Source organism: Pseudomonas sp. CF161 (assembly GCF_000416215.1).
In the GTDB taxonomy this organism is placed as follows: domain Bacteria; phylum Pseudomonadota; class Gammaproteobacteria; order Pseudomonadales; family Pseudomonadaceae; genus Aquipseudomonas.
Genome location: NZ_ATLP01000024.1, coordinates 1 through 19290, shown reverse-complemented (window position 1 = coordinate 19290; position 19290 = coordinate 1). Strand labels below are relative to the sequence as shown.

Here is a 19290-nt window from a genome sequence, read left to right as displayed (position 1 = left end):
CCCACAGGCCGCTGACGCTGGGGCTGGTCAGGGCGATGCGCCAGGGGATGCGGGCCTGGTCCAGGGCCTGGGTCGCGGCGCTGCGCAGCACGCAGGGCGCATCGAACATCACCAGCGGTAACGGCGCCGCCGGTGATGGCGGCAGTTCGGTCAGCTCCCGAGTACCGATCCAGTGCATGTGCGCGGCGCCCAGGGGCTGGCAGTGGGCCGTGCGTGCTCCGCTGTCCCAGGCCAGCGCCAGGTCCAGGCGGGCGCATTCGATCAGGCTCAGCAGCTCGCTGTTGCGGGCGATGCGCACCTCCAGGGTGACCCGTGGATGGACCTTGGCAAAACGCCGCAGTACATCGCTGAGCAGGTGTTCGCCGAAGTCCTCCTGCAACCCCAGGCGCACGCTGCCCTCGATCTGCGTGGCCTGCAGGCTGGCGAAAATATCGTCATTGAGCTGCAACAGGTGCCGCGCCTGACCGAGCAGGCTTTCGCCCACGGGTGTCAGCACCAGGCCACGGCCGGATTTCATCAGCACCGGGCTGCCGACCTGCTCTTCGAGTTTTTTCAGTTGGGCGCTGACGGCCGAGGTCGAGCGGCCGAGGCGGTCGGCGGCCTTGGCGAAGCTGTTGAGCTCGGTGCCGGTGACGAACGTGCGCAATACATCGAGATCAAAGGTCGGGTGGCGCATGGAATGGTCCAGTAATTCGGGATTGTTGATCTTGAGTAATCTGATATTCGGGATGATCCTGGCTTGATAGTTTGCCTCCGTCAAATTCAATTCCAGGAGTGCCAACCATGAGTCTTGTTATGAGCCCGACCGCGACCGATCGACCTGAGCCGGCCTTCACCGGGAAGTTCGCCCAACTGACCCAGGACCTGTTGTTTGGTGATATCTGGCAGCGCCCCGAGCTGTCGCCCCGGGAGCGCAGCCTGGTGACGGTGGCAGCGCTGGTGGCGCTGTACCGGCTGGAGCAGTTGCCCTTTCATTTGCAGCGGGCCCGTGACAACGGCGTGAGCACGGCGCAGTTGAGCGAAGTGATCACCCACCTGGCGTTCTACTCCGGTTGGCCAACAGCGGCCTCGGCCTTGACGCTGCTGCAACAGGCCACTGGCGAGCAACAGCCTGAGCCGCAAGCCGACGCAGAACAGGAGTAAGGCCCATGCCATTCGCACGTATCTCCCTGCATCGGGGCAAATCCCGGGACTACCTGCAACGCCTGTCCGAAGGCGTGCATCAGGCTCTGGTCGAGGCTTTCGAGGTGCCGCCAGACGACTGCTTTCAGGTCATCCACCAACATGAAGCGGGCGAGTTGATTTTCAATGCGCACTACCTGGGCGGGCCGCGCAGCGACGATTACCTGCTGATCGTCATCACCGCTGGCCGGCCTCGCACGGGGGATACCAAGCGGCGGTTTTACCGGGTCTTGGTCGAGCGCCTGGAGCAGTCCCTGGGGCTGGACCCGGAGGATGTGATGGTGGTGATCAGCAGCACCGAGGCACAGGATTGGTCCTTTGCCGGTGGGCGTGGCAACGAGTGACTGTAAACCCTTGGCCGGCCCTGATGCGGGGGTGCCGCTAAAGGGCTGGGGGGCTTGGTTTCAGGCGAATGACCGGGCCAAGCCCCTTGAACAAAGGGGCGCTTTCATTGGCGCTGGCTGTACTGGATAGGCGCATTGCCAGTGGCCTAACGATGAAAGAACTCCATGATCACCCCGCCGCTGAACGTGCCGATCCTGGGTTTGTCGGTGCGCCAGATCAAGTTGGCTTCCAGGTCCTGGCTGCGCGAGGTGTCCTTGCTGGCGTCGAACATGAGCGATTCCTGATTGAAAGGGATGCGAACACCGTTTCTACGCAGTTCGAAGGCTACCGAGTCAAAGGGCTTGTTATTCGCATCATGTGGGATCAGCAGGTTTTCGCCTGGGCTGAGGGTGCTGAAGTTGGCCGGCTTCATGTAGGTGCTCATGCTGAAGACGGTGTTGTCGTTACAGCGCCGGGTGGTAGTCAGCATCAGTCTGCGCTGGCTGGCCACCGTGTTGGGAGCGGCTTGCCCGCTGTAGAGGGTTCCGAAGTCGATGTTCTGAGTGGAGAAACTGACAGTCGCCGGGCACAGAATGTAGTTGATGAGGTTCATGTTGCGTACGGTCAGGCTGTAACTTTTTACAGGGCTGGACATTCCATTGCTGTCACCGGCCAGCTGGAATGCCTTGTAGTTGGCAAGTTGGGTGATGGGACCGCTGCTATTGGTGCCGGGTGCGCTTTTTTTAGCGAGGAACAGGCTGTAGGTCATCGGCACATCAGATGAAGGGCATGTACTACTTGAGGCCCCGCAGGTGCTAAGCCTTATACCGGTACCTATTCGGCAGCCTTGTACTTGAGAGCACCGATAATCTGTCCCGTTGTAGTTGACCCCCATCTCGACATGGGGCCCCAGGCTGCTGTTGCTCCTATCGTCAGGGCTCAGGTCGAGCATTATCGACTGCCATGAGTCTCTCGGGTCGAGATGGCATCTCAAGGTCAGCGTGGTGCTGGCGGAACGCCAGAGAATGGTGCCCGCCGCTGCTTCATTGGGCACGCTGAGGGTGTGGGGTATGTCGGTGTAGGCCTGGATAATGCCGTTCGACGCACAATTCATTGCCGCCTGACTGTTTTCTATAAAGCCGAACACCAACAGCGTGATCGATAGCAGTTGCAAGTGGTTCATGGATAAACGCCGGGTTTCAAGGTGAGTGTCGGGCTCAAGGTTTGGCCTCGCCATGGCTGCTGCCGGTTGACAGCTGTGCTCGCTGTTCCTTGGCGCTGCCGCCGTCGCTGATGGCCTGATAGTCGACGCTGGTTGGAGGCTGCTGGCAGTCCAGGGCCAGGGGGTGCTCGGAAAAGGGCGCCAGCATCAGGTGGATCGTGGGCGGTGCGCAGGGCTGCAGGCGAGCATCGAGGGGCGCGATATCGGTAAAGGTCACGTGATAAGGCGAGGGGTTGACCAGCAGGGCCCTGGGCGACCCTTGTGCGCTCAGCAGTTTCCAGCTCACTCCGGCCGCAGCCTTGGCCGGATTGCTTTCCAGCGGCGGCCGGTAGAACACCTTGAAGTGGTGCAGCGGTGCAATCTGCAGTTGGTTGGTCTCGCCGTCGGAGGCCTGAGGCAGTTTGAGCACATCGAGCAGCAGGTACGTCTCGCGGTCATCGGGCAGCCCGCGGCCCTGATAAAAGATCTCGATGGTTTTGCGTTGCCCGGGCTGGATCAGCAGCAAGGGGTTGGAGATCGCCAGCGGGATGTTCCGGGTGTCCTGCTTGTCGCCCCAGTTGAGGCTCAGTTGCATCAGTGCCGGCTCCTTGCCCAGGTTGACGATGTTGACCGGCCAGCGTTGTTTGTTGCCATCGAGAATCAGGCGGGTACGGCCATCGTTGAAGGAAAGATCGGCCTGGGCGGTGGCCGTCAGCATCACTAGAGAAACAAAAGCGGCAGCCCGTAACAGGCTATCCAGGGAGCGGTTCAGGCGGCGCCTGGTCAGAGGGAGCGTCATGGCGGGGATGGTCTACGGATAGGCGTGTGTTGGTACCTGATCAAGCGGCTGGCCGCGCAGTACGAGGTGTGTTTATAGCGGTGGGCAGGCTAGGTTTTCCTTGGCACGGTGGATATAGGAACAGTCTTAATTGCACGGGCAGGCTGGGCTGCTCCCGGGGCGCCGCCGAGCGCAGGCCAAAACCGGCGGCGCCCTTAAGGCGATTCCCTAAGCGGCGACAGTTTTTTGTACGCGGTTTTTTTGGCGCGAGCGGCAAGCGCTTTGGGCTGGACCGATCCGGGCATGGGCGCCGGCTTTTTTATGCCCGGGGCGGGCCATGTGCCCAGCAGCCGGAGTGCTGAATGGATTAAGGGTTATCCTTATGTTGATCTCAATGTGCCATCGGTACTATCTGCGCACTTCGACGGGTGCAGTGGATGCCGACAATGCGGATTTATCTAGGGGTTTGGTTGGGGCTCGCGCTCAGTGTCACAGGGCTGATCCTGGCCTGGCCTACGCTTACGATAGCTGCTCTCGTCTTCAGCGCCCTGTTGCTGATCGGCTTGCGCCCGGTGCCACGGCCGGTGTCGCCGGCGGCCGAACCGCTGCTCGAAGTCGCCGCCGATAAATCCGCGTCACCCTTGCAGAACCTGGTGCTGGCCATTGCTCCCAGCTGGCACGAGAGCCTCGGCCGCAGCCGGGAATTATTGCATTCCAATATCACCGAGCTGTTCCACAGCTTCCACAATATCGCCGCACGCCTGGACGGCAGCCTCAGCAGTTCCGAGGGCGTGCTCGGCAGCGGCGGGGTGGGCGAAAGCCTGCGCGACGCCAACCAGCGGCTGCACGAAGTCAGCGCCTCGTTTCAGGCCAGCAGCCAGCGCCAGCAGGAGCTGCTGGGCACCATCAGCCACCTCGACACCTACACCAGCCAGTTGCAGCAGATGGCCAAGCGAGTCCAGGACATCGCCAGCCAGACCAACCTTCTGGCCCTGAACGCGGCCATCGAAGCCGCCCGCGCCGGGGAATATGGACGGGGCTTTTCGGTGGTGGCCGATGAGGTGCGCAAGCTGTCCACGCTGTCGGCGGAAACCGGGCAGGGGATGGACGCCAAGGTCGGTGAAATCAACCACGCGATCCAGAGCACGATTGCCGCCGCGGCCGAGCTGGGCACCAGCGAGCAGAGCAACCTGGACTTCCTCAACCGCTCGGTGAGCGACGTCATGGCGCGCCTGGGCGACAACCTCAATCAGTTGTCCGACGTTTCCGGGGCGTTACAGCGCGAGACCCGGGATACCCAGCACGACATCCAGGCAATCATGGTCAACCTGCAGTTCCAGGACCGCACCGATCAGATGCTCGACCACGTACAGGTGGACCTGCTGCAACTGCTTGCGGCCATCGACCAGGACGACCCGAGCCTGCACGACCCCAAGGCCTGGCTCGAACGCCAGCGCCAGCGATTTACCACCCATGAAGAGCGTCACGGCCAATCCCAGGGCGCGGCCGTGAACGAGGTGACGTTTTTCTAGGGCCCCGACTTTCAAGCGTTTTCATTTCCCAAGGAGCGGCATATGGCCAAGACAATTCTGATCGTCGACGACTCGCTGTCGATGCGCCAACTGGTAAAGATGAGCCTCACCGGGGCCGGGCATGAGGTGATCGAGGCCTGCGACGGCCGTGATGCCCTGAGCAAGCTGGACGGGCGCAAGGTCAACCTGATCATCAGCGACGTGAACATGCCCAACCTCGACGGCATCGGCCTGGTGAAGGCGGTCAAGGCGCGCAATGAATACCGCTTCACGCCGATCATCATGCTCACCACCGAAAGCGAGCAGGCGAAGAAGGCCGAAGGCCAGGCGGCCGGTGCTAGGGCCTGGATCGTCAAGCCGTTCCAGCCCCAGCAGTTGCTGGCGGCGGTCGACAAGTTGCTGGGCTGAGCCGGTGTTCACGCTGACGCCCTCGGCCTTCGACGGCCCGACCCGGCTGCAGGTGACCGGCGACCTGACCATCTACCAGGTGGCCGAGGCCCGGGAGGCGCTCCTGCAGTGGCTGCCCTTCGAGGCACCGGCCTGGCAGCTGGACCTGAGCGCGATCGAGGAATTCGACAGCGCCGGCGTGCAGTTGCTGCTGGTGCTGCAACGCAGCCTGTCGAGCAACGGCAGCCCGGTCAGCGTGGTCGGCTGTGCGCCGCAGGTGCATGAGCTGATCGAGCTGCTGCGCCTGGAAACCCTGTACCCCGCAGCACCAATCGAGGATTGAGCGATGCTCAGTGGCGACCAGTGGAACCAGTTGCTCCAGGGTTTTCTCAGCGAAGGGCGCGACCTGCTCAAGGACGCTGAAGACAGCCTGCTGTGCCTGGAAAGCGCGCCGCAGGATGAAGCGGCGATCAACAGCCTGTTCCGCGCCGTGCATACGCTCAAGGGCTCGGCGGGGATCTTCTCGCTGACGCCCCTGGTCAACCTGACCCATCACCTGGAAAGCCTGCTGATGTCGGTGCGCGATGGCCAGCGCCAGCTGACGCCGGCCCTGACCTCGCTGATGCTCAGTTGCATGGATGAACTCACGGCCATGATCGAGCGCGTCGACCCCGACAGCGGTCTGCTCGACACCGATCAGGGGCAGCAGGCGATCCTGCTGGCGGCCCTGGCCGAAGCCCAGGACCTGGCCCCGCACAGCCCTTTGCCGGAGCACGGCGATGAACCCGGCACGGCCCCGGCTGAAGCCGAGGGCGAGGCGGTGCTGTGGCAGATCTCCATCGGCTTTGCCCAGGACCTGCTGCGCAACGGCTTCGACCCGGCGGCGTTTTTGCGCTACCTCAAGCGCCTGGGGGACATCGTCACCCTGCAGACCCTGACCCGGCAGTTGCCGGACCTGCACAGCTTCGATCCCGAGAGCTGTTACCTGGGCCTGGAACTGACCTTGCGCAGCACCGCGAGCGAGGCGCAGATCCGCGAGGTGTTCCAGTTTATCGAGGACTTCTGCAGCCTGGGCATCGTGCCCCTCGAACCGCTGCCGACCGCTGCGGAACCGGCGGTGGCACCTGCCGCGCCGCCACTGGCCGTGCCCGCCACGACCCTGGCCAATCGCGAGCGACGGCCCCAGGACACCGCCCTGGTCAAGGTCGCGGCGCACAAGCTCGATGAGTTGATCAACCTGGTGGGGGAGCTGGTGATCAGCACCGCCGGCGCGCAGATGCAGGCCCGGCGCAATGGCGACCCGGCCTGCATCGAAAGCACCCAGGCGCTGTTGCAGTACGTCGAGCAGATCCGCGACAGCGCGCTGAAGCTGCGCATGGTCGAGGTCGGCGAGACCTTCAACCGGTTTCACCGCGTGGTGCGCGATGTCAGCCAGGAGCTGGAGAAAAAGATCCAGCTGAGCATCCGCGGCGGCGAGACCGAGCTGGACAAGTCGGTGATCGACAAAATCGCCGACCCCCTGACCCATCTGGTGCGCAACGCCATCGACCACGGCATCGAAACCCCCGAAGAGCGCCTGGCACTGGGCAAGCCCGCCGAGGGCAAATTGAGCCTCAACGCCTATCACGACTCGGGGATGATCGTGCTGGAAATCAGCGACGACGGGCGCGGCCTGAACACCGCGCGCATCCTCGAAAAAGCCGTGGCCAGGGGCATGGTCGAGGCCGACGCGCAGCTGAGCGAGCAACAGATCCACCTGCTGATTTTCGAAGCCGGATTCTCCACCGCCGAACAGGTCTCCAACCTCTCCGGACGCGGCGTGGGCATGGACGTGGTGCGCAGCGCCATCGACCAGTTGCGCGGGGTCATCGAGATCGACTCCAGTGCCGGCCAGGGCTGCACCTTTCGCGTGCGCCTGCCGCTGACGCTGGCGATCATCGACGGCTTCCTGGTGGGGGTGGGCGACGACAGTTTCGTGATCCCGCTGGACATGGTCACCGAATGCATGGAAGCCAGCGACAGCGCCTTCGAGGGCGGTTACGGCTACCTCGACCTGCGCGGCCAACCCTTGCCCTGTATCGCCCTGGACCGCCATTTCGGCCTGCCTGAGAGCGGTGTGCGGCGGCGCAATATCGTGGTGGTCAGCCAGGGCCGGCAGCAGGCCGGGCTGATCGTCGACCACCTGCAGGGCGAGCTGCAGACGGTGATCAAACCCCTGGGCCAGATGTTTCGCCACCTGCGGGGCATCAGCGGCTCGACCATTCTCGGCTCCGGCCAGGTGGCGCTGATTCTTGATATCCCCAGCCTCTTTCGACACCTGCAAACCCGCATCGACGGGGCCCCGCGGCCGGCACTCGGCCTTGCAGAAACCCTTGCCTAGCCTTTCAGGAGAAACACCATGCAGTTCATTCGCAACATGAAGATAGGCATCCGGTTGACCTTGGGGTTCCTGGTGGTGGTGGCCTTGACCGCCGCCATCGGGTTTATCGGCATCCGCAACCTGGAGCAGGTCAATGACCTGTCCGACCGGATGTACGAGCTGGACGTCACCGGCCTGAGCCAGTTGCAGGAGGCCAATATCCAACTGATCACCGCCGGGCGCTCGATGCGCCACAGCCTGTTGGCCACCAGCCAGGCCGGGCGCGAGCAGGCCGCGAGCCAGGCGCGTACCGCCCTGGAACAGACCGCGAGCCTGATCGCCAAGGCCCGCACCAGCTTTATCACCAAGGAAGGCCAGGCCAAGATCGACCAACTGCAAGGCCCGCTCAAGGAATACCAGGACCTGGTGCAGCAGGTGCTGGGCATGCATCAGCAATCCGGGCAGTTGCAGGAGACCAGCGACATCACCGACCTGCTGCCCAAGGCCGTGGTCAGTGGCGACGCGGTGGACCAGATGATCGGCCAGGTGACCCGGCACAAGCAGGAGCGGGCCAGCGAAGCCAACCAGCAGATCAGCGACATTGCCGCCAGCTCCCGGGTGCAGATGATCTCCCTGGTGGCGGTGGCCACCCTGATGGGCATGCTGATCGGGGTGCTGGTCACCCGCAGCATCACCCGCCCGCTCAACGGCGCAGTGGCAGCGGCCAACCGCATGGCCGCCGGCGACCTGAGCCAGGATTTGGCAGTCACCAGCAAGGATGAAACCGGGCAACTGCTCAGCGCCATGCAGAACATGACCCTGCGCTTGCGCAGCATCCTCGGCGACGTGCGCAGCGCCGCCGATGCCTTGTCGTCGGCGTCGGAGCAAGTCAGCTCGACTTCGCAATCCCTGAGCCAGGCCGCCAACGAGCAGGCGGCCAGCGTCGAGCAGACCAGTGCCTCGGTGGAGCAGATGTCGGCCTCCATCACCCAAAACACCGAGAGCGCCAAGATCACCGACGGCATCGCCGGCAAGGCCGCCAACGATGCGGTGCAGGGCGGTGGCGCGGTGAGCGACACGGTGCTGGCGATGAAGCAGATTGCCGACAAGATCAGCATCATCGACGACATCGCCTACCAGACCAATCTGCTGGCGCTCAACGCCGCCATTGAAGCGGCCCGCGCCGGCGACCATGGCAAGGGCTTCGCGGTGGTCGCCGCCGAGGTGCGCAAACTCGCCGAACGCAGCCAGGTCGCGGCCCAGGAGATCGGCCAGGTGGCCAGCAGCAGCGTGCACCTGGCGGAACAGGCCGGGCGCCTGCTGGGGGAGATCGTGCCCAATATCCAGCGCACCTCGGACCTGGTGCAGGAAATCACCGCCGCCTCCCAGGAGCAGAATGGCGCGGCCGGGCAGATCAACATTGCCATGGGCCAGATGAACCAGATCACCCAGCAGAACGCCGCCGCCTCGGAAGAGCTGGCCGCCACCGCCGAAGAAATGAACGCCCAGGCCGGGCAATTGCAAGAGCTGATCGGCTTCTTCCGCTTCGAGCAGGACGCCCTCGGTGCCCAGCGCCCTCAAGCCCGCGGCCCGGAGCTTTTCAAAAGTGCGCCGGCAAGCTGGAGCAAAAGCAGGACGGCGGTCGATGAAGGCCAGTTCGTCAGCTTCAACTGAGTGACCTGCCCATGACCTCACTGCACACCAGCGCTGTCGCGGACAGCGCCCTGGCCACCTGGATCCAGCACCTGTCGTTTTGCGTGCGCGAGGCGGCCTATGCCTTGCCCATCGAACTGGTGCGGGAAATCATTGAATACGCCCACGTCACCGCCGTGCCGATGATGCCGGCCTTTATCCATGGCGTGATCAACCTGCGCGGCAACGTGGTGCCGGTGCTCGACCTGGCCGCGCGCTTTGGCTTCGAACTGACCCAGCCGGACAACCGCACCTGCATCGTGATCATCGAACTGGCCCTGGGCGAGAGCGTGCAACGCATCGGCCTGGTGGTGGACGCGGTGGACGCGGTGCTGGATATCGACCCGTCCCAGGTGGTGCCGGCACCGCCGTTCGGCGTGGGCATCCGCACCGATTTCATCGCCGGCATGGCCCGGGGCGAAGAGGGCTTCACCATCATCCTGGCGATCGCCCAGGTGCTGTCCCTCGACGATATTTCCCAGCTGAGCCTTGCGGTGCTCAATGGCCGCTGAGCCCGTACCGGGCCTGCGGCTGCCGGAGTTGGCCGACAGCCAGTTTCGCCTGCTGCAACGCCTGATGCTCGAGGCTTCGGGCATCGCCCTGGCGGCCAATAAACGGCCGCTGGTGGCCGGGCGCCTGATGAAGCGCCTGCGCCATTACCAGTTGCCGGGCTACGAGCAATACCTGCAATTGCTGGAGCAGCCGCACTACCTGGCCGAACGCCGGCTGGTGGTGGACCTGCTGACCACCAACGAGACCTACTTTTTTCGCGAGCCTGCGCATTTCGCATTCTTTGGCCAGTGGCTGGCCAAGCGCAAAGGCGCGCTGCGGATCTGGAGCGCGGCCTGTTCCTCCGGGGAAGAACCCTACAGCCTGGCGATGGCGGTCAGTGAGCACGGGACCACCCAGGACTGGTCGATCCTGGCCAGCGACCTGAGCCTGAGCATGCTGGAGCGCGCCGCCAGCGGTATCTACGACCTGGCCCAGGCCCGGCATTTTCCCGAGGGCTGGCTGCACCGCTATTGCCTGAATGGCGTCGGCGCCATGCACGGGCGCTTTCGGGTCCAGGCCGCGCTGCGCCAGCGGGTCAGCCTGCGCGAGGTGAATCTGGTACAGCCCCTGCCCGAGGGCGTGGGGCCGTTCGAGGTGATCTTCCTGCGCAACGTGCTGATCTATTTCGACAACGACGAGAAGCAGCGCATCGTGCGCCGCCTGGTGGAGCAACTGGTGCCCGGTGGCCTGTTGTTTATCGGCCACGCCGAAAGCATTCACGGCTTCGGCCTGCCGCTGCGCCTGCTCAGCCCTTCGGTGTACCAGCATTTATGAAACCGGCTTTGTTTCTCAACCCTGGCGAGTATTTTTTCGGCCGTCACGAGGGCACCGTCAGCACCCTGCTTGGCAGTTGCGTGTCGGTGGTCCTGTGGCACCCGCGCTGGCGCCTGCTGGCGGTCTCGCACTACCTGCTGCCGAGCGATCCGCAGGCGCGCAACGGCCTCGACACGCGCTACGGCGAGGCGGTGTTCAAGCGTATCCATGCCGACATGCTGCGCCACGGCACACGCCCCTGCGAGTACCGCAAGGGGCTGTTCGGTGGTGGCAGCCTGGTGCGCTTCGAACCGGCGGGCGGGCGCAAGGTCGGCCACAGCAACAGCGCCTTTGCCCGGGAGCAATTCAGCCTGCGCAACTGGTCGCTCGATTACTGCGACCTCAATGGCGAGCACTATCGGCGCCTGCAGGTCGACGGTCGCAGCGGCGTGGTGGCCTGTCAGCGCAATGCCTCGGGTGCGCTGCCGGCACGGGCGGGTGGCCGGTGATCAAGGTGTTTATCGTCGATGATTCGGCCCTGGTGCGTCAGGTCCTCAGCACCTGCCTGGGCAATCACCCGGGGATCGAGGTGATCGGCCTCGCCGCCGACCCGCTGTACGCCATCGACAAGATGCGCCGCGACTGGCCGGACGTGCTGATCCTCGATATCGAGATGCCGCGCATGGATGGCCTGACGTTTTTGCGTCAGATCATGAGCGAGCGCCCGACCCCGACCATCATCTGCTCGACCCTCACCGAGCAGGGCAACAGTGTCGCGGTCGAGGCCCTGGCTGCCGGCGCGGTGGGGGTGTTCACCAAGGCCCGGCTGGGGCTCAAGCAAAGCCTGGAGCAGCTGGCCAGCGAGCTGATCCGCAAGGTCGAGGAGGGCGCCCGCAGCCGTCCCCGGGTCTTGCCCAGCGCCCCGCGGGTGGCGCCGCCAAGCCCGGCAGTGGCGCCCATCAGCCTGTTGCGCACCACCGAACGCATCGTCGCCCTGGGCTGTTCCACCGGCGGCACCCAGGCCCTGGAGTTTGTCTTGCGCCAGTTGCCGCGTGACTGTCCCGGGATTGTGATCGTTCAACATATGCCGGAGAAGTTCACCGCCGATTTTGCCCGGCGTCTGAACAGCCTGTGTCAGATCGAAGTACGCGAGGCCCGGCACCTGGATCGCGTGCACGATGGCCTGGCGCTGCTGGCGCCGGGTGGCCTGCACATGCAGCTCAAGCGCAGCGGGGCGCATTACCAGGTCGAGGTGCTCGACGGGCCGCCGGTCAACCGGCACAAGCCCGCGGTGGATGTGTTGTTCCGCTCGGTGGCGCGGCAGGCCGGGCCCAACAGCCTGGGGATCATCATGACCGGGATGGGCGACGACGGCGCGCGGGGCTTGCTCGCCATGCGCGAAAATGGCGCCCATACCGTGGCCCAGGACGAGGCCAGCTGCGTGATTTTCGGCATGCCCAGGGAGGCCATTCGCATGGGCGCCGCGCAACAGATCGAGCCGTTGTCCCATGTGCCGAAACTGATCCAGCAATTCGCCAGCAGCCCGCGCCCCACCTGAGGCGGCCAGGCCGGGCGCGACATCCGCTCGGATAACCGGGCGGCGGCGCCGGATCATCGACGACGCCCGGGTCGCCGCACTCGGCCTGGCCGGTGTGTTGCATTGCACAGCGCTCAGGGGCGCAGGCTGGCCCACTGCCTGACCCCGGCTTTGGCAGTCTGCAATTCATCAAGGCGATCACGCCGGCTATAAAAATACTGCAACGCCTTGGCGTTGTGCCCTTATCCATGTGACTGGGCTGAAGCCTATGCTGTGTCGAATTTTGCTTGCCAACGATTACCCGGTGGTCCGTGCCGGAATGAGGGCCTTGCTGGAGAAGAAAACCGAATATGAAGTCATCGCCGAAGCCGGCGACAGCCACAGCGCCATCGAACTGGCCTCGCGCCTGTTGCCGGAAATCGTGCTGCTGGACCTGGTCCTGGAACGCCACGCCTGTATCGACCTGCTGAAGACCCTGTCCCTGAGTTCGCCCGCCAGCCGGGTGCTGGTGCTGTCGATGCACACCGACAGCCCCTTCGTCATGCAGTGCCTGCAACTGGGGGCCCATGGCTATCTGTTGCGCAGTGCCAGCGTGATCGAGCTGGAGCTGGCCCTGGAGACCCTGCGCCAGGCCGGGCAGTACCTGTCCTCGGCGGTGGTGCCCCTGGTGATCAACCACGCCATCAAGCGCCAGCACGAACCCAGCCTCAAGGCGCCGAACAAGGTGCTCACGGCGCGCCAGCTGGAGATCCTGCGCCTGATCGCCCGGGGCGAAAGCACGCGCAATATCGCCCAGGGCCTGGGCCTGAGCGTGAAGACCATCGAGGCCCATCGCTCGCAGATGATGCATCGCCTGCGGATCCACGACATCGCCGGGCTGGTGATGTTTGCCGTGCGCAAGGGCATCGTCCAGCTCAACGATTAGCCGTCGCAGCAAGCCGCCACCCACAATGGCCAGCACAGCCCCCCGTAGCCGCTGCCGCAGGCTGCGCTGGCCCGTCCAAGCACCCCAGCTGCACCTGACACTGTTCGGCGTCCATGCCGGCCAGCGCAGCCTTGTTCCTCGGCAGCGGCTACAAGGTATTTTGTGGGGGCTGAGAGGGGTGGACCGTTGGCGAGGGTGATTTCACTGTGCCATTGTTTTTTGCCCGGCATACCCGCAACATGGCCGCACCTTCAATGCTGCAAGCTTGGATAATCGCAGTGGCGATACGCTTTAAACTCCCTCGGATCCTGTATGGTCTTGCCATCGCCCTGTTGCTGGGTGGCAGCCTGCTGGGCGACTTGCTTGCCGATTGGGATTTCAGCCAGATCAGCCGCCGCGCCGAGGCGCTCTATGGGCCCCTGGGCCCGGGGCGGCAGCGGATCGATGCCTGGCAGCAACTGCTCGCGACACAGAAACAGGTCAGCGAGACGGAGCAACTCAAGGTGGTCAACCTGTTCTTCAACCGTCAATTGCGCTACGAGGAAGACATCGACCTGTGGCACGAGACGGATTACTGGGCCACGCCCATCCAGTCCCTGTGGAAAGGGGCCGGCGACTGTGAAGACTACGCCATCGCCAAGTATTTCAGCCTGCGCCACCTCGGTGTCGCGGCCGACAAGTTGCGCATCACCTACGTCAAGGCCTTGCGCCAGAACCGCGCGCACATGGTCCTGACCTATTATTCCAGCCCCGAAGCCATGCCCCTGGTGCTGGACAGCCTGATGGACCCCATTCTGCCCGCCAGCCAGCGCCCCGATCTGCTGCCCGTCTACGCCTTCAACGGCGAGGGGCTGTGGTTGACGGGGGCGGCGGGCAACAAGAAAGTCGGTGACACCAAGCGCCTGTCGCGTTGGCAGGATGTCTTGAAGAAAATGACCGCCGAAGGGTTTCCGGCCAGTTCGGATAATTAACAGGAGCCACGATGTCACTGTTCAAACAATTGCTGATCGCTATCTGTGTGTTTCTCGTGGTCGCGTTCAGCGGTAGCTTCATGGTCAGCCTGGAAAGCTCGCGGGCGCAGTACGTCAATCAGTTGCGCTCCCACGCCCAGGACGCGGCCACCGCCCTGGCGCTGTCGCTGACGCCGAACATCGACGACCCGGCGATGACCGAGCTGATGGTCAGCTCGATTTTCGACAGCGGCTACTACGCCAGCATCCGCGTGATCGACCTGAGCAATAACCAGGTGCTGGTGGAGCGTGCCGCCGAGCCTGATGCCAGCGGCGTGCCGACCTGGTTCGTGAACATGATCGGCCTCGCGCCGGCGGGCGGCGATGCCATCGTCAGCCGGGGCTGGCAGCAGGCTGCCCGGGTCGAGGTGGTCAGCCACCCGATGTTCGCCCTGGCCAAGCTCTGGCAGAGCGCCTTGGGCAGCCTGGGCTGGCTGCTGGTCTGCGGCGCCCTGAGCGCGGTCCTGGGGGCCTTGCTGCTGCGCCGTCAGCTCAAGCCGCTGGACTATATGGTCGAACAGTCCCATGCCATCGCCCGGCGCGAGTTTCTCAGCCTGCCCGATCTGCCGCGCACCCCCGAGTTGCGCCGGGTGGTACAGGCCATGAACCAGATGGTGGAGAAACTCAAGGCGCTGTTCATCGAACAGACCGAGCGCAGCGAGAAGCTGCGGGTGGAGTCTTACCAGGACAGCCTGACCGGGTTGGCCAACCGACGTTATTTCGAAATGCAGCTGCACTCCCGGGTCAGCAACCAGGAGGAGGCCAGCTCCGGCTACCTGCTGATGTTGCGGGTCAACGACCTGGCCGGCCTCAACCAGCGCCTGGGCGGGCAACGCACCGACCAGTTGCTGCAGGCGGTGGGCCAGCAACTGGTGCGGACCTGCGCCAAGTATCCGGAAACTCACAACCTGATCACCCGCAGCCGGGGCGGCGAGTTCGCGGTACTGGCCCCCGGCCTGGTGCGCGACGAAGCGCTGCAACTGGCCCAGGAACTGGAAAGCACCCTGCAGAGCCTGCGCGAAACCGGCGCCACCGATATGCCGATCGTGGCCCACATCGGGCTCGCGCCCTACAACCCGGGCGATGCCTCGGCGGACCTGCTGAAGCTGGCCGACCAAGCCCTGACCCAGGCCGAAGGCAGTGGCGAGCAGAGCTGGGTGTGCCTGGAGCACAGCACCCCGGGCACGGTCAGCGATGACTCCCACAACTGGCATACCCTGCTGGATGCGGCGCTGGACCAAGGGCGCTTCCAGTTGTTTTTCCAACCGGTAGTCAGCAGCAGCGACACCCATCAGGTGCTGCACTACAAGGTCCTGTCACGGCTGCTGGACAACCAGGGCCAGGCCATTGCCGCCGGCCGCTTCCTGCCGTGGATGGAGCGCTTCGGCTGGTCGACGCGGCTGGACCGGCTGATGCTGGAGCTGGTGCTCAAGCATCTGGCCCACCACGACCAGGCCCTGGCCCTGAACCTCTCGGCCGCCACCCTGAATGACCCGCAGGCCCTGGAGCGGGTGTTCGAGCTGCTGGCCCAGCACCCGGCACTGGGGCCACGCCTGACCCTGGAGATCGGCGAAGAACAAGTGCCCGAGCAAACCCAGCTGGAGCACCTGAACCGGCGGATCCACAGCCTGGGCTACAGCCTCAGCCTGCAGCGCTTCGGTGGCCGTTTCAGCATGATCGGCAACCTTGCGCACCTGGGCCTGGCCTACCTGAAAATCGACGGCAGCTACATCCGTGCCATCGACCAGGAAAGCCACAAGCGTCTGTTTATCGAAGCCATCCAGCGCGCCGCCCACAGCATTGACCTGCCGCTGATTGCCGAGCGCGTGGAAACCGAGGGTGAGTTGCGGGTGATCCGCGAGATGGGCATAGAAGGGGTGCAAGGCCAGCTGTTCGGTGAACCCGCGCCCTGGAAGTGAAGCCTTGAAGGTCACGCCTCCTTGACGGGCAAGCCGTGAAGGAGGCGCGAGGCAATCAGATCAAACCGGTTTCGTCATCGTCGATCAGATGATTCAACCCACCCAGTGCCGTCCGTGCCTGGGTCCGATCCATCAACTTGGCCTGGGCCGCTGGCGGCAGGTCAGTGACGCGGATCACGCCTTTGCTGGTCAGCACCTGGATCAAGTCATCAAGTACCCGGATCATCTCCAGGTCACTGTGCTTGAGCTGCTTGAGGCTGGTCTCGATCACGTCATTGGCAAACCAGGCCTGGATCTCATGGTGGTCAGCCGGCAGCGTCTCGTTGGCTTCGGCATAGGCCACTGCCTCGACACGCACCAGTGCGCCTTGTTGATCACGTTGCACGTAGAACATCAGCGTTCTCCCAATAAAAAAATCCCTGCGGGCGCTGCACGCAGCACCCGCAGAGATTACACACATTTGCCCGAGGCTGATGCCAACCGGTCGCCAGTCCCGAAAGATTGGCGACCCCTGGCGATCAATCGTGGTGCTTGACGGTCAGGTCACCACCGGCGATCAGGTTGTTGATCGCGCTGCTGCCACTGCCCCAGCTGGCGCCCTCGACCTTGATCGTGACGTCCGCAGTGCCGCCGCCATTGGCGGTGAACGACCCGGTGCTGCTGACTTGCAGGGTTGAAGTACCCGACGAGTCGGTGGTCAGCTTCAGGTAGCTGGACAGGTTGTTGTCGTTATTGCCTTGCAGCAGGTCGGACAGGTCCAGCTTGTCGCCCTCGGAGTGCTTGAAGTCAGTGATGACGTCGTTGCCGGTATCCCCTTTGAGCCAGACGAAGGTATCGGCCCCTGCGCCGCCGGAGAGGATGTCATCACCCTTGCCGCCGACCAGGATGTCGTTGCCCGCGCCGCCATAGAGCTTGTCGTTGCCGCCCTGGCCGAACAGGATGTCGTCGCCGGCATTCCCGATCAGGGTGTCAGCGCCATCCTTGGTGCCGTAGATGTTCGAGGCACTGGCCAGCGCACCGACGTCAGCGACGTGCTCGGTGATGAACTGATGCAGGGCACGGTCGTCGATCTGATCCACCGGCTTGGACAGTTGGTCAGCTGCAAATTGCTTGAGTGCGGAGCCGCCCTCGAGGTTTTTGTAGCTGATCAGGTCACCGAACAGAATGTCGTTGCCCGAGCCGCCGTTGATGGTGTCGGCGCCGGCATCGGCGACGTGGCCGGTGATGGCGTCGGTCAGCTTGGCGGTGTCGATGGTGGTGACGACTTTGTCGGTGTCGAACTGCTGCAGCACGCTCTTGTTGATGTCGGAGCCCAGGCCGATGGCTTCCACCACGACTTTGTCGGTGACCGCGTTGGACAGGTCGCTATAGGCCGTTTTAGCCAGGTTGAGCGCCGTGTTGCTGCCGCTGGCATACCCGGCGATGTCGAAGCCGCCGTTGCTGCCGGCCACCACATAACCCTCAAAGGTCTGCGTGCCGCGGTAGTCGTACGAGTAGACCTTGCCATCGGCATCGACAATGACCTGGGTGCTGCCATTGATCGTTGCGGTGACCACGATGCCTTTGTTCAGGGCATAGGTCGAGTTGTTGACCTTGTCATCGAAGTACACGTAGCTGCCACTGCCCCAGTACCGGGTCGTGCCCAGGTTCGCGTCGCCATACGTCGCGTTGTAGATGTTCGGCGCGCCATCGGTAATGAAGTACGTCAGGTTTTTTGCGCCCGCGTTGCTGGTGGCTTCGCTGCTCTTGAACCAGGCCGCCGCACTGTTGAACGCATCCTGATAGTTGGTCAGGTCGTTCGGGTTCGACGACATCTGGTTCAGCACCGCCTGCAGGGCAGCCTTGGCGGCAGCCTGGTCGGCGAGGTTGACCGAGACCTGGGCCTCGACCTTGGTATCGAAGTCGATCAGCAGCACCTTGACGATGCCGGAGTCGCTTTTGTTGGCATTGCTGATCAAGGTGTCGAACAGGGTCGAGAGCTGGGTCTTGATCGAGTTCATGGACTTGTCGCCGATACTGCCCGAGGTGTCGACGATAAAGGCGATGTTGTAGTTGCTGCCCGGGGTGACGATGCCGCCTTTGTCGCCCACTACCACGTTGTTGACGTTGGAGCTGCTCAGGTTGATCACATCGTCGGTGCCGCCGCCTTCGGTAATCACGTAGGGCTGTGGCGCCACGGTGATGGTGCTGGTGGCCACGTTCGAGTTCAGGCTGTCGGCACCGGCGTTATCCTTGACCGAGATCTCGATGGTGCGATCGCCGGTGGTTGGGTACTTGCTGGCGTTGGAGAACTGGAACGACTCGATCAGCGTCTTGTAGCTGCTCGAATCGGCCGCGCCCGACAGGGTCAGCACGATTTTGCCGCTGGTGTCGGTGCCGACCTTGGTCACGGTGATGCCGTTGTAAGTGCCACCAACGTTGACCAGGCTCGAGGAGAGCTGATCGCCCACGCTGGCGTTCTTCAGGGTGATGGTCGCGCTTTGCATCTGGCTGTTATCGACATCGACGATATTGACGCTGCCGGTAATCGCCACGCCGCCGCTCGCACGCTCGGTGAGGGCCCCGTTGAAGCCGGTGTTGACCGCGCCGTCAGCGGCGTTGAGGTCCAGGGTCGGTGCGTCGTTGACCGGGGTCACGGTAATGACGCCGCCAACGGCTGGCGAGGTCAGCGGGTTGCTGCCATCGGCGTTGCCGCTGTCGGTGGCGGTGTAGGTGAAGTTCGCCGTGCCGTTGAAGTTCAGGTTCGGCTTGAAGTACAGCGTCGCCTCGCCGTTGGTCGCGTTGATGGTGCCGGTGAACGGTTTGGTCATCGCGGCATCGGTGAAGAACGAGCCGTTGGTAGGCGTGCTGACAGTGAACGACTTGACGTTGGTCAGGCCGTCGACATCGGTCGCGCTCAACTTGACGGCGATACCCGAGGTCGGGTCTTCGGCGCCGGTTGCGGTGGTGGCGATGGCCACTGGCGCATCGTTGACTGGGGTCACGGTGATCGCACCGCCGACCGCTGGCGAGGTCAGTGGGTTGCTGCCATCAGCGTTGCCGCTGTCGGTGGCGGTGTAGGTGAAGTTGGCGGTGCCGTTGAAGTTCAGGTTCGGCTTGAAGTACAGCGTGGCCTCGCCATTGGTTGCGTTGATGGTGC

General features: G+C 63.9%; 19 protein-coding genes. 14 read left to right on the top strand and 5 right to left on the bottom strand.

Annotation, left to right across the window (positions count from 1 at the left end; translation table 11 throughout):
- On the bottom strand, positions 1-676 hold a 676-nt coding region (locus tag CF161_RS00375; protein ID WP_020294541.1), incomplete at its 3' end, for a LysR substrate-binding domain-containing protein.
- Between the two features lie 107 nt (positions 677-783).
- Here CF161_RS00375 and CF161_RS00370 point away from each other — a divergent pair.
- Positions 784-1143, top strand: a complete 360-nt coding sequence (locus CF161_RS00370; RefSeq protein ID WP_256206269.1) for a carboxymuconolactone decarboxylase family protein — start codon at positions 784-786, stop codon at positions 1141-1143.
- Positions 1144-1148: 5 nt separating this feature from the next.
- Complete coding sequence (locus CF161_RS00365; protein ID WP_020294539.1) at positions 1149-1526, top strand: tautomerase family protein; 378 nt, start codon at positions 1149-1151, stop codon at positions 1524-1526.
- Between the two features lie 146 nt (positions 1527-1672).
- On the opposite strand, the gene CF161_RS33305 is transcribed toward CF161_RS00365, so the two are convergent.
- Together CF161_RS33305 and CF161_RS00355 are read right to left on the bottom strand one after the other, a co-directional pair.
- On the bottom strand, positions 1673-2689 hold the full coding sequence (locus tag CF161_RS33305; protein WP_256206268.1) for a hypothetical protein: 1017 nt from the start codon (positions 2687-2689) through the stop codon (positions 1673-1675).
- A 34-nt stretch (positions 2690-2723) separates the two neighbouring features.
- Positions 2724-3506 carry a molecular chaperone gene (locus CF161_RS00355; RefSeq protein WP_156882616.1) on the bottom strand — a complete coding sequence of 261 codons (783 nt, stop codon included), beginning with the start codon at positions 3504-3506 and terminating at the stop codon, positions 2724-2726.
- A 416-nt stretch (positions 3507-3922) separates the two neighbouring features.
- Between CF161_RS00355 and CF161_RS00350 the strand changes: the two genes are divergently transcribed.
- From CF161_RS00350 to lapD, 12 genes are all read left to right on the top strand, one after another.
- Complete coding sequence (locus CF161_RS00350) at positions 3923-5017, top strand: methyl-accepting chemotaxis protein (RefSeq protein ID WP_371106487.1); 1095 nt, start codon at positions 3923-3925, stop codon at positions 5015-5017.
- Between the two features lie 42 nt (positions 5018-5059).
- Positions 5060-5425: a response regulator gene (locus tag CF161_RS00345; RefSeq protein ID WP_020294535.1), complete on the top strand. Its 366-nt coding sequence runs from the start codon at positions 5060-5062 to the stop codon at positions 5423-5425.
- A gap of 4 nt (positions 5426-5429) precedes the next feature.
- Entirely contained in the window at positions 5430-5747 is a 318-nt protein-coding gene (locus tag CF161_RS00340) for a lipid asymmetry maintenance protein MlaB (RefSeq protein ID WP_020294534.1), read from the top strand.
- Between the two features lie 3 nt (positions 5748-5750).
- The gene (locus tag CF161_RS00335) at positions 5751-7784 is read left to right on the top strand and encodes a chemotaxis protein CheA (RefSeq protein ID WP_020294533.1); all 2034 of its coding nucleotides are present in this window, start codon (positions 5751-5753) and stop codon (positions 7782-7784) included.
- Positions 7785-7802: 18 nt separating this feature from the next.
- On the top strand, positions 7803-9437 hold the full coding sequence (locus CF161_RS00330; RefSeq protein WP_020294532.1) for a methyl-accepting chemotaxis protein: 1635 nt from the start codon (positions 7803-7805) through the stop codon (positions 9435-9437).
- An 11-nt stretch (positions 9438-9448) separates the two neighbouring features.
- Positions 9449-9967, top strand: a complete 519-nt coding sequence (locus tag CF161_RS00325) for a chemotaxis protein CheW (RefSeq protein WP_020294531.1) — start codon at positions 9449-9451, stop codon at positions 9965-9967.
- Positions 9957-10781: a protein-glutamate O-methyltransferase CheR gene (locus CF161_RS00320; RefSeq protein ID WP_020294530.1), complete on the top strand. Its 825-nt coding sequence runs from the start codon at positions 9957-9959 to the stop codon at positions 10779-10781. Before CF161_RS00325 ends, CF161_RS00320 begins: the two co-directional genes overlap by 11 nt.
- Positions 10778-11269, top strand: coding sequence for a chemotaxis protein CheD (locus CF161_RS31730; RefSeq protein WP_020294529.1), 492 nt, complete (start codon positions 10778-10780; stop codon positions 11267-11269). Before CF161_RS00320 ends, CF161_RS31730 begins: the two co-directional genes overlap by 4 nt.
- Entirely contained in the window at positions 11266-12318 is a 1053-nt protein-coding gene (locus CF161_RS00310) for a chemotaxis response regulator protein-glutamate methylesterase (RefSeq protein WP_020294528.1), read from the top strand. The genes CF161_RS31730 and CF161_RS00310 overlap by 4 nt, the downstream gene beginning before the upstream one ends.
- Positions 12319-12565: 247 nt before the next feature.
- Positions 12566-13222 (top strand): response regulator transcription factor, encoded by a 657-nt coding sequence (locus CF161_RS00305; RefSeq protein WP_043228240.1) that lies wholly within the window; start codon positions 12566-12568, stop codon positions 13220-13222.
- A gap of 254 nt (positions 13223-13476) precedes the next feature.
- Complete coding sequence (lapG, locus tag CF161_RS00300; RefSeq protein WP_020294526.1) at positions 13477-14193, top strand: cysteine protease LapG; 717 nt, start codon at positions 13477-13479, stop codon at positions 14191-14193.
- 11 nt (positions 14194-14204) lie between these two features.
- Positions 14205-16151: a cyclic di-GMP receptor LapD gene (gene lapD, locus CF161_RS00295; RefSeq protein WP_020294525.1), complete on the top strand. Its 1947-nt coding sequence runs from the start codon at positions 14205-14207 to the stop codon at positions 16149-16151.
- Between the two features lie 55 nt (positions 16152-16206).
- Here the strand turns inward: lapD and CF161_RS00290 are convergent, their stop codons facing one another.
- Positions 16207-16545 (bottom strand): hypothetical protein, encoded by a 339-nt coding sequence (locus CF161_RS00290; RefSeq protein ID WP_020294524.1) that lies wholly within the window; start codon positions 16543-16545, stop codon positions 16207-16209.
- Between the two features lie 124 nt (positions 16546-16669).
- Positions 16670-19290: type I secretion C-terminal target domain-containing protein (locus CF161_RS00285; protein ID WP_020294523.1), on the bottom strand; the 2621-nt coding region annotated here is incomplete at its 5' end.

Bases quoted from the DNA above. Each gene is read 5' to 3' on its own strand.
- CF161_RS00370 (WP_256206269.1), top strand. From the start codon at position 784: ATGAGTCTTGTTATGAGCCCGACCGCGACCGATCGACCTGAGCCGGCC.
- CF161_RS00365 (WP_020294539.1), top strand. From the start codon at position 1,149: ATGCCATTCGCACGTATCTCCCTGCATCGGGGCAAATCCCGGGACTAC.
- CF161_RS33305 (WP_256206268.1), bottom strand. From the start codon at position 2,689: ATGAACCACTTGCAACTGCTATCGATCACGCTGTTGGTGTTCGGCTTT.
- CF161_RS00355 (WP_156882616.1), bottom strand. From the start codon at position 3,506: ATGACGCTCCCTCTGACCAGGCGCCGCCTGAACCGCTCCCTGGATAGC.
- CF161_RS00350 (WP_371106487.1), top strand. From the start codon at position 3,923: ATGCCGACAATGCGGATTTATCTAGGGGTTTGGTTGGGGCTCGCGCTC.
- CF161_RS00345 (WP_020294535.1), top strand. From the start codon at position 5,060: ATGGCCAAGACAATTCTGATCGTCGACGACTCGCTGTCGATGCGCCAA.
- CF161_RS00335 (WP_020294533.1), top strand. From the start codon at position 5,751: ATGCTCAGTGGCGACCAGTGGAACCAGTTGCTCCAGGGTTTTCTCAGC.
- CF161_RS00330 (WP_020294532.1), top strand. From the start codon at position 7,803: ATGCAGTTCATTCGCAACATGAAGATAGGCATCCGGTTGACCTTGGGG.
- CF161_RS00325 (WP_020294531.1), top strand. From the start codon at position 9,449: ATGACCTCACTGCACACCAGCGCTGTCGCGGACAGCGCCCTGGCCACC.
- CF161_RS00320 (WP_020294530.1), top strand. From the start codon at position 9,957: ATGGCCGCTGAGCCCGTACCGGGCCTGCGGCTGCCGGAGTTGGCCGAC.
- CF161_RS31730 (WP_020294529.1), top strand. From the start codon at position 10,778: ATGAAACCGGCTTTGTTTCTCAACCCTGGCGAGTATTTTTTCGGCCGT.
- CF161_RS00305 (WP_043228240.1), top strand. From the start codon at position 12,566: ATGCTGTGTCGAATTTTGCTTGCCAACGATTACCCGGTGGTCCGTGCC.
- lapG (WP_020294526.1), top strand. From the start codon at position 13,477: ATGCTGCAAGCTTGGATAATCGCAGTGGCGATACGCTTTAAACTCCCT.
- lapD (WP_020294525.1), top strand. From the start codon at position 14,205: ATGTCACTGTTCAAACAATTGCTGATCGCTATCTGTGTGTTTCTCGTG.
- CF161_RS00290 (WP_020294524.1), bottom strand. From the start codon at position 16,545: ATGTTCTACGTGCAACGTGATCAACAAGGCGCACTGGTGCGTGTCGAG.